At 50.4% G+C, this 11,475-nt stretch carries 16 protein-coding genes; 2 read left to right on the forward strand and 14 right to left on the reverse strand.

What is annotated here, in order from left to right; translation table 11 throughout:
* Positions 1–541 precede the first annotated feature (541 nt).
* The 14 genes from WC734_05995 to WC734_06060 form a co-directional block, all read right to left on the reverse strand.
* Positions 542–868, reverse strand: a complete 327-nt coding sequence (locus WC734_05995) for a hypothetical protein (GenBank protein MFA6198666.1) — start codon at positions 866–868, stop codon at positions 542–544.
* 1,402 nt (positions 869–2,270) lie between these two features.
* Positions 2,271–2,435 carry a hypothetical protein gene (locus WC734_06000; GenBank protein ID MFA6198667.1) on the reverse strand — a complete coding sequence of 55 codons (165 nt, stop codon included), beginning with the start codon at positions 2,433–2,435 and terminating at the stop codon, positions 2,271–2,273.
* A gap of 856 nt (positions 2,436–3,291) precedes the next feature.
* Positions 3,292–3,420 carry a hypothetical protein gene (locus WC734_06005; protein MFA6198668.1) on the reverse strand — a complete coding sequence of 43 codons (129 nt, stop codon included), beginning with the start codon at positions 3,418–3,420 and terminating at the stop codon, positions 3,292–3,294.
* The gene (locus WC734_06010; protein ID MFA6198669.1) at positions 3,420–3,839 is read right to left on the reverse strand and encodes a hypothetical protein; all 420 of its coding nucleotides are present in this window, start codon (positions 3,837–3,839) and stop codon (positions 3,420–3,422) included. The genes WC734_06005 and WC734_06010 overlap by 1 nt, the downstream gene beginning before the upstream one ends.
* A gap of 2 nt (positions 3,840–3,841) precedes the next feature.
* A complete protein-coding gene (locus tag WC734_06015) occupies positions 3,842–4,336 on the reverse strand; it encodes a hypothetical protein (GenBank protein ID MFA6198670.1) in 495 nt (164 codons plus the stop codon).
* An 18-nt stretch (positions 4,337–4,354) separates the two neighbouring features.
* Positions 4,355–4,645 (reverse strand): hypothetical protein, encoded by a 291-nt coding sequence (locus WC734_06020; protein ID MFA6198671.1) that lies wholly within the window; start codon positions 4,643–4,645, stop codon positions 4,355–4,357.
* Entirely contained in the window at positions 4,638–4,871 is a 234-nt protein-coding gene (locus WC734_06025; GenBank protein MFA6198672.1) for a hypothetical protein, read from the reverse strand. Before WC734_06025 ends, WC734_06020 begins: the two co-directional genes overlap by 8 nt.
* A gap of 651 nt (positions 4,872–5,522) precedes the next feature.
* Positions 5,523–5,753 carry a hypothetical protein gene (locus WC734_06030; protein ID MFA6198673.1) on the reverse strand — a complete coding sequence of 77 codons (231 nt, stop codon included), beginning with the start codon at positions 5,751–5,753 and terminating at the stop codon, positions 5,523–5,525.
* 19 nt (positions 5,754–5,772) lie between these two features.
* A complete protein-coding gene (locus WC734_06035) occupies positions 5,773–6,531 on the reverse strand; it encodes a DNA methyltransferase (GenBank protein ID MFA6198674.1) in 759 nt (252 codons plus the stop codon).
* Positions 6,521–6,814 carry a hypothetical protein gene (locus tag WC734_06040; protein ID MFA6198675.1) on the reverse strand — a complete coding sequence of 98 codons (294 nt, stop codon included), beginning with the start codon at positions 6,812–6,814 and terminating at the stop codon, positions 6,521–6,523. Before WC734_06040 ends, WC734_06035 begins: the two co-directional genes overlap by 11 nt.
* 266 nt (positions 6,815–7,080) lie before the next feature.
* Positions 7,081–7,335, reverse strand: coding sequence for a hypothetical protein (locus tag WC734_06045; protein MFA6198676.1), 255 nt, complete (start codon positions 7,333–7,335; stop codon positions 7,081–7,083).
* Between the two features lie 131 nt (positions 7,336–7,466).
* Positions 7,467–7,856, reverse strand: coding sequence for a hypothetical protein (locus WC734_06050; protein MFA6198677.1), 390 nt, complete (start codon positions 7,854–7,856; stop codon positions 7,467–7,469).
* 65 nt (positions 7,857–7,921) lie between these two features.
* Positions 7,922–8,275, reverse strand: a complete 354-nt coding sequence (locus WC734_06055; GenBank protein ID MFA6198678.1) for a hypothetical protein — start codon at positions 8,273–8,275, stop codon at positions 7,922–7,924.
* 129 nt (positions 8,276–8,404) lie between these two features.
* Positions 8,405–9,259 (reverse strand): Lin1244/Lin1753 domain-containing protein, encoded by an 855-nt coding sequence (locus tag WC734_06060; protein MFA6198679.1) that lies wholly within the window; start codon positions 9,257–9,259, stop codon positions 8,405–8,407.
* Between the two features lie 372 nt (positions 9,260–9,631).
* Here WC734_06060 and WC734_06065 point away from each other — a divergent pair, with 372 nt between their 5' ends.
* Complete coding sequence (locus WC734_06065) at positions 9,632–10,051, forward strand: hypothetical protein (protein MFA6198680.1); 420 nt, start codon at positions 9,632–9,634, stop codon at positions 10,049–10,051.
* Positions 10,023–11,475: hypothetical protein (locus WC734_06070; GenBank protein MFA6198681.1), on the forward strand; the 1,453-nt coding region annotated here is incomplete at its 3' end. The genes WC734_06065 and WC734_06070, both read left to right, overlap by 29 nt.

Here is an 11,475-nt window from a genome sequence, read left to right on the forward strand (position 1 = left end):
ATGGCCTATTCGCCTTCACACATGCCGCCCGCGTTGCGGCCCTGTCCCATTCCCGGTCACGCTCGCGCCAGCATCCACGGCAGAAATTATCCAACACCTTCTGCCCCCATTGCTCGCAATACCTGAAATCGGCAGGCTCACCCTTGAGACTTGGCGCTATGCCATGCCTGACGCTCGATTGCGCCAATGATGCACGCCGCGCTTGAAATGATTTAATCACCGCCGCCTCCGTATTGATTTCTTTTCTGTTTCAACTAGCTCCATTGCAAATGTTTCGCAAGTAGCACAAGGCTCCATCATCCAACACGAGCAAGCCTTTTCATAAGGGCATTGATACAAATTTGGATTAATATCATTTTTGATATAATTTAATTTAGGTTTCACCTCCGCCTCCATGCTACTTGATGTATGAATATCCCGGCCAGTAATATACACATTACCCGCGCCGTATCGCCCACGCTCCAATAGTCCGCCGCGATGGATATGACGGCGCCCATAAGGGCAAGCTCTAGGGCGGTTACGATGATGCGGATGGCGGTTGTCATGCCCATACCGCCTCCACGCCGCCGCGCCGTGATTGCAGCGGGCTTATTTGATACCCGGACTTTTTAAGCCCTGCGTTTTTCATCGCCACGCCAAACCAGTTTTTACTTACCGGCGCTCCAACAGCCTTAGCCTCCGCGCTTGACCGCACCGCCGACATTGCTATCGGCCTTGGCAGGGACCGGATAAGGTCAATCATCGCCGCCATCCAGCGCCCCTTGTAATCCGCGAAACAATCGAGTTGCGCAGGGTCACGGTTAGGCTTGCGGTTACGGGCTATGATAATCTTTCCATCAGGTGGGACATGGATGGATAGGGCGGTCATTTCACCCTCCATCTCTTCATGTTCTTGTATTTACCAAGCCGATTACAGCATGGACAATTCATGTTTTCATCTAGAGCGCAAAATGATTTTTCGTCAACCGGCCTAGCTCCGCACTCGGCATTACCTAGACAGCCGCAACTTTCACATGGAGGGTCATCAAGAATGGAGTATTGCGGTATCATTTCACCCTCCACGGCCACGCCATCGGGGTCCATAACCCGCAACGAGCAGCCGTATATTGCATGCTACACTCTTTGCCACAGGTAAAGCAGTCCCGCGACTGAACCCCACCACGCTCCGCAATCAATCGCGCAATGGCAAGGAGTGAGCCATGATGAAACTTTGAATAGGCTGACGGGTTAATCCGTGCCTTGGCCGGTATCGACTTATAGCCAAACGCCATCACAATCACCGCCTCAATCGGCATGGCGGCGAGGGCTTCGTGGCTGGTCATGGTGCGGGCGTGGTTCATTGGGTTCCTTTGGTTACAATGGCCCGTTACATGGCCGCCCGTTGCAAAAACTTCCATAGCACAACCTCGTAAATTGTAGCCGGGCGACACCCTCCGCTTTTTTCTTGGAGAACCCATATTCTCGCCCGGCGTTCTAGCGTAAATGTGAATTTTGTAATGGCATCACTTGCGCTTGTTGTACGGGCGGTCTTCCGCCGAACAGTCCGGGCGCTCTTTGCCTTTCTCCAGCTCAATCCCTGGCCACACTGAGGACAATCTTTATTGTTAACTCCACGGTGGGGCGGTTCACTCATGTCTTGTTTGCATGTTGGACATTTCATTTTAACTCCTTGTCTTTTGTCTTGGGGCAGGCTTGCGTACAACGGTCAGCCCAAGGCCGAAGCCGTGCGAAACTTGCCACACATAGTATTGTCGTCAACCTTACATGCCCGGTCACACCTCAAACAAGTTTCGCACGGTTTGGGGCCGTCCTCGGCCCGGCCTTGGGCATGTTGTGTGATCGTTGCCGGGCTTGCGGCGGTCTTAAATACAGGGCAATTTGAAATACAACACGGATAATCAAAGTCTCTTGCCCCACCTTCACCACATTGATCACTTTCGGATGAATCGCTAAAATTGTTAATGCAGTATGCTTTAAATACTTCAAATGATACTTCCATCTTTGCCTTTCCGCCGCGCTATTTGCCCGGCAATGTCACACAACGGTTGCACAAGGCCGAAGCGCGGTACTCCGCGTTTGGGAGAGGGGCCGAACCCCGGCCCCGAACCGGCCTTGTGCTTGTTGGCTGAAGTAAATTTGTGGCGCTCTTTTCTTCAATGAATTTCCGTATCCTAGCTCGCATTGAAAGCGTCCACCCTTTTTCCATCAATTCTTTTAAAAGGCACCGACAAGAGGCCCCGATTATGGGACATGTGTCCTCGCCTCGGGAATTAGGCATTGTCGGCACCCCTGAATTTCTTTGCCAAAGCAATCAAAATCTGATTATAGAGTAGAGCATCTTTTTTCTTGTCAGTCATTCCAAGGGCCATGCCAAGCTGAACGGAATTAAGACCGTCAAGTTCTCTCTGAGCTTTTCTTAGTGTTTCTGTTTTCATTGTTTCCTCCTTACCCTTAATATAATCAATTGTCAGACGATTGTCAATACTTTTCTTTGATTTTCTTTATTTTGTTGACTTTCGTCCGACTATTCCTTATATTTAGGGTATGACAAACAAGAAACCCCACCTGATAACTGACAAAGAGCGGGGCCACCGGCCAGCCCTGAACCCTGGAGAGCCAACCGAGCGCCGTACAATCCGACTTCCGCAATCCCTTGCCCGAATTTGGGACGCGCTTGGCCCGGATAAAATACGCGATTTTCTGAAAAGCCTTGCATCTTAGAGCCCTTGGGCGCGTTTCTTTGTCTTGCGCCACAAATTTATTTCAGCCAACTTGTTGTAACACGAACCTTATTGCGTGATATGCTCCACATGCGCCCCTATTGCGAACCTTTGACACGGCCACGCAATGCAATCGCACTCCCGGTACACATCGGCCCAATCGCAGAATGTCCCGCGTATAACGCGCTGCTTGCACATGCCGTAACCACGGGTCGCGTCAAAGCGTGGATTGATGCGATGCGGGCAGGTCATGGCTTGCATTGGTTCGCTCACGGCAACCCCCTACAATCTCATTTCGTGCCAGTCGATGGCTTTGCCAAAGGCTTCAGCCTTTCGGACTCTGCGGCCATAGTCTGTAACTCGCGCTCCATTCGCGCCCGGCTTCGTTCCACAGCATCGCCCGCCTTGGCCGGAACCCTGGCCGGGTCGTCCTCCGATATCCAACAGGTCATCCGCTGTTGTATCTCTTTTGAGTCCAAGCGTTCTAATTTCTTCGTATTCGGCACACAAACCCCCAATGTAAATTGATACCAGTAGACAGATAATAAGACAGACACATACTGCGGCATATTCAATCCCCGTCATGGCGCAAGTCTCCGGTGAATGAAATCCCCCGGCCTACACCGTGCGGCGCGATGGTCAGGCCGGGTAGATTGAGCCTTGAAGGACCAACCAACAAAAGGTGCCGCAATGAAATCATTACTTGCTACCCTTGATAAACTTCTTATCCAGTTCCTTAACCACCACCTTTTCGCCCGGCTCAATGAAATGCGCGATAGCTGTCTTAGGGTTAGCCAGCACCGCCGTTTTCTTCCATGCCGGGTTAAGCGGCAGTACCGCAAGCTGTTCAGGCGTGAACTCAAGCGCGGCCTTAATCGCCTCGCTGTCAAACCTGTCCTTGTCATCCTTGGCGATATACATCTTAGCCGTATCACTCAGGGATATTTCGCGGATGTTATTCTCACGAAAATACTTGATGATGGCCGCATCGTGCGCGTCCCTGGCCTCGCGTATCTTCTTTGCCGCAACCTCAAGCTGTGCGCGGAACACAAGGATATCAGCCTCAGACTCAACCGATATCTCAGGGACAGGCGTAAGGTCAATCTTGACGATATTCATGTTTAGAATGGGGTAGTAGTGAAGGGGTCTTTGCCTTCATATAGCGCGTCGAGATTGATTGTCAACGGAACATACGCTGCCATGATTTCCTCAGCAACCGGACGCGGAGGCATTGGGTTGATTGCGTATTCTGTATTCATGCCGCTGCCGGTGCGGGTGACCTTGATATCATAATTGAAAGGCGCGCCCCATTCCTTATCTTCAGCGAGGCGCTGGATAGCCTGCTGGATTGTCTGCTGTGTGATTTCAATAATCTGAACCTTGGACGCTCCGTAATTCCAGACAACAAATGCCCAGAAATGTTTGATGGCCTTGGCCGGGTCAATCGAATGTTCGGGCTTAGCGTTCATGTGAAAGCGGACGGGCTTTTTGTTATCCCAATCCAGCCATCCGATGATAGGCTTGGAGAGGATACGAAACTTGTTTTCCCCATCCTGCAAGCGCATGTACTTGCTATCGGTAGGGACTTTGTACTCATCAGGCAGGAAATCATTCATTGTTCAGTCTCCTTTGATTTAGTTAGGTATCCCATCGCCGCTATTATTGGCGATATGTTCGATTTGCTCAGGCTCTGCAGGTGTAGGGGCCGGGGCGGGCGCTGATAACTCCTGCGCCTTTTCCTTGGCCAGCCCATCCATCAACCGGCACACCTCCATAATGGCGTCAATGGCAACCTGGCATGTCTCCGCAGCTTTCGGCCTACCGGTGCGGATGAAATGCGAGGCCAGTTCATCATAACGCATTACTGGGGCCGTGGCCTCATTGCGCACGATGTGGGCCAGGATGCCGTAATCTATGTCAGCCATTGGCTACCCCCTCGCTAGGTATGGTTTTGGCGTTATCCTCAATCCTTGACCCCTTGTAGCGCGTCCCACGGGCAGGGCCGGGGCGCTTCCGGTCAGGATATGGCGTGTTAGGGTCAATCATTGTGACCGTCCCGAAAACATACGGGATGCGGCCCGCCTTGATAAGCTGCCGGACGCGGACCTCGGACACCCCGTTAGCCGCCGCATATTCCTTGATGGTTACCATAGTTTCCTTTCATTTCCTTTTATAAGATAACTTATTATTTGGGAAAGTCAATACCTTTTCTCAATTTATTTTCGGTTCATCCGCTGCCGTGAAAACCTGTTTGCGGGTATTGGCCTTGATGTTCAGGTCATCAAACCACGGTTGCCCACGCCGTATTACCATCCAGTCCAAAAACATGTGTGGATATTTGTGAGCATAAAACATGTGGTCCCCGTTACACAAACACACTCCGTTTGGCGGATATGTTCTAACCGATTTCAGGGACCGGCTGAAAATGTGGTGTGCCGCCAATCCCCCTGGCCCCTTGCCGCAACGCTCACACCGCAACCCCGCCCGCAACTTGACCTCAGATGACCAAGCCTTATCCGCGACCGCCTGCCGGTATTTGCGCAGCGCCCGCCTATCCGCCGCATCCGTGCGCCTCATCGCGCAACCCCCGCGTACGCGCCCACCGGGAACGCGCCCCCGTACAAGCTCGATGTCAGGCCATGCACAAACGAGGGGCACCGGAAGGACACCGGGGCTAAAGGGCAGTACGCCGACTCGTGGCAGTTCTCACATTGGCGATAGCTTGCGTCAAGGTGTATCTTGGTTGCGCCCGCGCCGGTTTGATATGTCTCAACAGATGATTGACCATGCCAGCCGCCCATGTTACCGCCCCTCCCGTAGCGCCGTGAAATATTCATCCTTGGCTATGCGATACTCCGCGTCAAGCCGTGAGCAATTAACCCGCGCCTTTTCCAGCCCGTCCTTGAGCGTAAGCAACTCGCGCTTGCGTTCGTTGATGGCAATCTCGACAACAGCCTTGGCCTCTAGCGCGGCTTGCTTCTCATGTTCAAGGCGGTGCATCTGTTCTTGTAGGTCGATGGATGACGATGACATGGGGACTCCTTAATTATGGTTACGGGGTGTCCAGTAGGTTAAGTTGTTCTGGTGGCTGCGGCTTGTTATATGCTGTTTCGCGGCTGCCTTTTGATTTCGGCGCGCTTTCTTCTCCGAATAGATTTCCCTGGGTTTGTTCCGTTATTCTTCGGGTTGCTTTTATCTGCCATTCTTCCGAAAGTTCAAAGGCTATAAAATCCTTACCGAGAGTCCTGCAGCATATTGGCACAGTTCCGGAACCGCAGAACGGATCAACTACTAATTCGCAGGGCTGGAGACCGAGAAGCCAGTTGATGAGGGCAGGCGGTTTTTCGGCGGGATGGCCCGTTGGTTTTATTGAAGACCACGGAAATCTTTGTATATCATAAACTCCACGGTCAACAACGGCGTATTCCGGATTGCAAATCAAAGCCACCAATTCATAGGACGGTCGCAAACCACGCGGACCGCCAGGCCCTATCCACTGCTTATCCCAAACAAGAAGAGATTCAATTTGTTGACCAATTTCTAAAGTGGCCTTCATCACGGTTGGAATGGTTCGCCAATTCAAGAACGTCCACATTGCACCCGTGGGCTTTAATATTCTAAAAACCTCCCGATACCAAGCCGCAAACCAATAAGAGGCGTTGGAAATATCAGCCCACGGATTTAATTTGCCAGCACCGCTACTGGCGGTTGTAAAAAGATACGGCGGGTCTGCTATTACGAGGTCAACAGACATAGTTTTAATCCGTTGTAATCCGGTCAGGCAATCTTCAAGGTGTATTTTATTTAGCATTTTTTACTTGCTGCCCTTTGATTTCGTTTTCAATCAGAATGTTTACTAAGTGAATAAATTCTTCCGCCTCTGCTTGGTTTCGACCAATTGGTAGCCCATCAAATCCGTTTCCTATTAATTCTGGCTGGTCTTTGTGTGACCAATGTACCACCTCGAAATATTTTAAAAAACTTTTTACTCTTGATAACTGCGACCTGTGGAACCTATCGTGGCAGTTGCTGCATTCGTATAGTTCTAGATACTCATACAGCCCAGACTCTTGTTCGGTTTCTTCTGCGTCCATTCTTTTCCTCTTTGCCTTTAGCGCGCCGTCTTTGTCTTGCCGCGAAATTGCATATAACGGTTAGGCAACCCGAAGGCCGTCAGGCTTTGGGTCGGAGCCTGCGGAAGCAGGCGTAGCCGGGTTGCCGATTGTTGTAAGAAGTAAAACCGCCCGCTCCTTTTTCTTTAAATATTGTCTGATTCTTTTCCATGTATTTTTACAACGGCTCTTTAAATAGGTCGTTCCTGCAATGCAACACACTCTTATAATTGGACACTCTCCACAATTCATACCCTCAGCTCCCATTTATCTACATTGCTAAAATGGATACAGCCGTGACAAGTCAAGCAATCTTTTGTTTCGTATTCTCTTTGGTCGAACCAACGACAATCCGGGCACGATTTTGGAATATACAGGTTTTCTTTTATTATATCCAAAGCGGCCCTATCCATTACATACAGTTCATCTTTATCTCCATAGGCTACAAGTTTAGCGTGAATCGAACCTTCAAAGACTTCTACTGCCTCTTGTAATGTTTTCATTTATTTCCTCCGAGGGCTTGCCCGCGTTTGTCTTGCGGGCGGTTTTATTTCACACAACGGCTGCCGCACCTGACGGACAATCCATAATCAATTTGCTCCGGCAGGTTCGCCCGAAGGCCCGTCCTCGGGCTTTACGGCTGCGGCTTGTTGTGTGATGTTTTGGCCGCTTCTTTGTCTTGCGCCGCTGGCTTTAATTCTTCAATCCAAGCGTTCGCGAGACCCATCAACGCCTCTGGTATTTTGGCATCACTCACAGCGTTGACCATTTTTGGCGTGACATAGATGATGGCCGCTTTCTTTGTGTTTGGAACAAGCGTAATCGGAATAATAAGAATTAAAGAGAAGTAGATAAGTCGCTTCATCCAGTGTGCATATTGGTCCCGGCGATCTTGTTCCCAATCACCAAACACCAAGGCAAGTCCGAGAACACCAGCGGCAATAATAGAAAGCCAGAAAACAACATTCAGGGCCATCGACAGATCGTCGAGCATCACGATAATGTAGACGAATAATCCAGACATTTTTTCTCCTTTGTTTTCGCCTTTAGCGGCGCTCTTTGTTTTGCGGCCAAAATTTCACACAACGGTCAACGCACTTTTGCGACTCTCCATAATTTTTTTAAGGAGCAAAAGAACGCCCGAAGTTTTGCACCAATCCAATAAATAAATTTAAGTACAAAATTTACGGGCTGCGTGTTGTTGGGCGCTGATGCTTGCTCTGCCTTTGCGGGCGGCTCTTTCTTAATTGGAGCGGTAGTGGTAATTGTGGTAAACGCCGATTCAGGGCAGCGATGATGATATTTATTTATGTGGCGCGTACCATAACCGCCAATTCTATCGGGACACCAACAGCCACCGCAAGGCTCTGTTTTCTTTGTTCCACAAACCGGACAGGCAACGCGCCCATCAGAATCAAGCATATCATATTCTTCTTTTAGCATTTTGCCTTTCCGCCCGCTCTTCTGTCTTGAGCAAGCATTTGCGCCCAACTTGTCCCATCACGCAATATATCGCACTCGCAACATATCGCGCACGCCTTTTAGGTTACTCATTTGAACAGCTCCATTTGTTTAAGTGTCCAGACCCTCGCCAGCAGGACGGTCTTCTCTTGGCACGTAATATCCACCAAGGGCCTGCCGTATCTCTTCCGGTGTTGCAACCGGTCCATTGTCTATATCGTTAGGGTTTTGGTATCGCGGGCCATAGGATGCCTGAGGTGGTGGTGGCGGCGGCTCGTCTTCCCATCGGCGCTGATTGATGTAGGTTGCAGGCATTGGGATAAATTGGCCGTGTTCTTTGGTCCACTGTTCGGACTTGACCTGCCACTGAAGGGCCGATATGATATTCAATACGGTTTCAACCGGGCATTTAATTTTCAGCCATGCCTTTTCTGCGGCTCCCTTCCCGGTCTTTTTTGGATATGCTTTCCAAAACTGTTCAAACGGCAACCCCCCCTTGGGGGGTGTGGGGGGTATTATCTTTTCTTTTCTTTCCTCTACTCTACTCTCCTTTACTCTACTTTCCCCCATTGTTTGGGGATTGTTTGGGGATTGTTCGCCTAACAACTCTTTTTTGCGATAATTAATGGCATATTCTCGCTCTTTGGAAACTTCAGCTATTCTTTTTCGTACTCCGTTTGAAGTATAGACACCCCTTGAAATTTCGACTAAAAGGCCAAGCTGGATACAATCGGCAATTATCTTGGTTTGTTGTTCGGGAGATAGTCGGGCATTGTTAGCCGATAAATCCCCAAACAATCCGTTTAGGTTGACTTCTCCATGTTCTGTTTTATAGGCAGACTGCCAAAATTTCAAAATCCATACAAGGCCATTATTACCATGCAGTGTTTCTAATGCTTGAATTTGCTCGTTAAACGTGACATCCAGCGGAAAATAATCAAGACCTATTTTTTTAGAGCGTGCCATAAATGCCTTAAAAAAGGGTTATCCTGGGGGGATCGGCAAGAAACACCCAGGACAAGGACCGAGGCTTGCGCTTACGGTTAACCCAACGTTACAAAGGAGGATTGCCGATCCATGCCCTTAATATACTATTCTCGATTTCGGAGAGCAAATCTTATTTTCGTAAACCGTGAGAATTATTAAATGGCATGGATTTGCAAAACTAGCCCAATTAGATTATATTACCCCCATGTGGTATACATACCGCCAACAGGTCGGCCATCACGGGCGCATCGCCTTAGTGGTGGCCTTCCGCTTTTGGGACAGAACTGTCCAACCTAGGACAAAGCTGTCCAAGCCTTGACTTTTTTGTCCGGATAGTTTATAATAGTATTAATGGCGGACTCCTACAACATCGAACAGGTAAAGAAGTCGCTTGTCGAAGCGATGAAATCTCATCGTTGTAATATCTCAAAATCTTGTGAAGCCGTAGGCGTTCAGCGCTCCACGTTTTATTCCTACCTCAAAGAAGACCCCGCGTTTAAGCAGGCCATCGAGGATTGCACAGAGGCCAGCATCGACCACGTTGAAGACCGGCTCATGGATAACATTGACGGAGGCGATACCGGGTCGATTTGCTTTTACCTCAAGTGCAAGGCCAAGCATCGCGGCTATATCGAGCGCTCCGAATATCGCATAGGGCAAGACGCGGACGCGCCCGCGCTTATCCCAGAGTCTCTTGTGGCCCAAACCCTGACCGCCTTGATTGAGGCAGAAAAGAAACGGCTTGCCGCTGACAGCACCCCTAACGCTTGATAAGGTCAAGGTTGCGGACGCTATGCGGGCCGTCTACCTGGCCTCTCCGTATTTCTTAGGGCGTGAGGTGTTAGGCTATACCAAGTTCTGTGAGACACAGCTTGAATGGTCTGAGTACGCGACCACCCTATTCAATCCCCGCGCTCCTAAGCGTACATGGTCACTTGTCCTGTCACCACGCGAAACCCTGAAGTCTACCTACTGGACCGTGACCTATGCCATTTGGCTACTGCTTAACAACCCTGACCTGACCATCCTGATTGTATCGGAGACGATAACCAACGCCGAAGCCTTCCTGCGTGAGATACGCGCCAAGCTGCAGAGCGAGCAATTCGTCAAAGTGTTTGGCAATATCGTAAACAAGAACCTGAACCGGGCGGACGCGCTAGACCTGACAACCCGCAAGAACCACAGCAAGGAAGCTAACCTTGAGGCGGCAGGGCTAGGCAAGGCCATCACTGGCAGGCACTATGACGTGGTTATCGCGGATGATATAGCTGGCGTCCAGGACAGGGACAGCGAGGCAAAGCGGGCCGTCACTATGGCCTTCCTGTCTGACATCGTGGACGTGCTTAAGAAGGAATGTGGCTTTCTCCAAATCATCGGAACGCGTTGGCATAGGGAAGACATCTATGCCCACATCAAGGATAAGCTGGCCCCTGACATGGAGCGGAAGGCTCTAGGCAAGTTCAACATTTGGGAGCGCCCGGCCCACGCGCCGGACGGCTCCCTTAACTTCCCCCGCCTGCTGCCCGAAGCCCGACTTCAGGAGCTTAAGACGGTCAAGCAGGGCAAGGACGGGATAGATATCACCACCTTCATGGCTCAATACGAACTCCTGCCCCTTGACCCGGCCACCCAAATATTCAAGACGCTTCACTTCGCCGACCATAAGGGGCTGAAATATTCAAAGCTCTCCCAATGGACTGACCCGGCCATGAAGGTTGAAAAGGACGCGGACTTCAGCGCCATCGTTGTCATCGGCAAGATAGCAGAGGGTGAGCATCATGGCAAGGAAATGGTCTTGTACGCCTCCCTTGATAAGCGCTCACCGACCAAGGTAGTGGCTGACCATAACCGCATCTATCGCATGGTACGGGAACAAAACCCGGACGTAGAATATCAGGTTGCTATGGAAGAGAACGGCTTTCAGGGGCTTAAGGATTTCGCCAAGGCCATGTCCCTACAGGACAGCGGTGAGGGCGTGCCGACCCGTGGGATAGCCAATACCGAAAATAAGGATTGCCGCATCAAGTCGCTTGAGCCTGCCGTTACGGGTGGCTTTGTTTTGTTCCGTGAGGATTGGGCGGACGCACCGGAGAACTACAAGATATTAATAGAGCAAATTCGCAATTATCCGCAATCGAAAAAAGATGGACCTGACGCACTTCAGGGCGCTCGAAAGCGGCTTAACAAAAGCGGAG

This window comes from Patescibacteria group bacterium (genome assembly GCA_041661625.1).
In the GTDB taxonomy this organism is placed as follows: Bacteria; Patescibacteriota; Patescibacteriia; order JAHIZJ01; family JAHIZJ01; genus JBAZUB01.

Excerpts from the sequence above, each read along its gene's own strand:
- WC734_05995 (MFA6198666.1), bottom strand. The coding sequence starts at position 868 with ATGACCGCCCTATCCATCCATGTCCCACCTGATGGAAAGATTATCATA.
- WC734_06000 (MFA6198667.1), bottom strand. The coding sequence starts at position 2,435 with ATGAAAACAGAAACACTAAGAAAAGCTCAGAGAGAACTTGACGGTCTT.
- WC734_06005 (MFA6198668.1), bottom strand. The coding sequence starts at position 3,420 with ATGATTTCATTGCGGCACCTTTTGTTGGTTGGTCCTTCAAGGCTCAAT.
- WC734_06010 (MFA6198669.1), bottom strand. The coding sequence starts at position 3,839 with ATGAATATCGTCAAGATTGACCTTACGCCTGTCCCTGAGATATCGGTT.
- WC734_06015 (MFA6198670.1), bottom strand. The coding sequence starts at position 4,336 with ATGAATGATTTCCTGCCTGATGAGTACAAAGTCCCTACCGATAGCAAG.
- WC734_06020 (MFA6198671.1), bottom strand. The coding sequence starts at position 4,645 with ATGGCTGACATAGATTACGGCATCCTGGCCCACATCGTGCGCAATGAG.
- WC734_06025 (MFA6198672.1), bottom strand. The coding sequence starts at position 4,871 with ATGGTAACCATCAAGGAATATGCGGCGGCTAACGGGGTGTCCGAGGTC.
- WC734_06030 (MFA6198673.1), bottom strand. The coding sequence starts at position 5,753 with ATGTCATCGTCATCCATCGACCTACAAGAACAGATGCACCGCCTTGAA.
- WC734_06035 (MFA6198674.1), bottom strand. The coding sequence starts at position 6,531 with ATGCTAAATAAAATACACCTTGAAGATTGCCTGACCGGATTACAACGG.
- WC734_06040 (MFA6198675.1), bottom strand. The coding sequence starts at position 6,814 with ATGGACGCAGAAGAAACCGAACAAGAGTCTGGGCTGTATGAGTATCTA.
- WC734_06045 (MFA6198676.1), bottom strand. The coding sequence starts at position 7,335 with ATGAAAACATTACAAGAGGCAGTAGAAGTCTTTGAAGGTTCGATTCAC.
- WC734_06050 (MFA6198677.1), bottom strand. The coding sequence starts at position 7,856 with ATGTCTGGATTATTCGTCTACATTATCGTGATGCTCGACGATCTGTCG.
- WC734_06055 (MFA6198678.1), bottom strand. The coding sequence starts at position 8,275 with ATGCTAAAAGAAGAATATGATATGCTTGATTCTGATGGGCGCGTTGCC.
- WC734_06060 (MFA6198679.1), bottom strand. The coding sequence starts at position 9,259 with ATGGCACGCTCTAAAAAAATAGGTCTTGATTATTTTCCGCTGGATGTC.
- WC734_06065 (MFA6198680.1), top strand. The coding sequence starts at position 9,632 with ATGGCGGACTCCTACAACATCGAACAGGTAAAGAAGTCGCTTGTCGAA.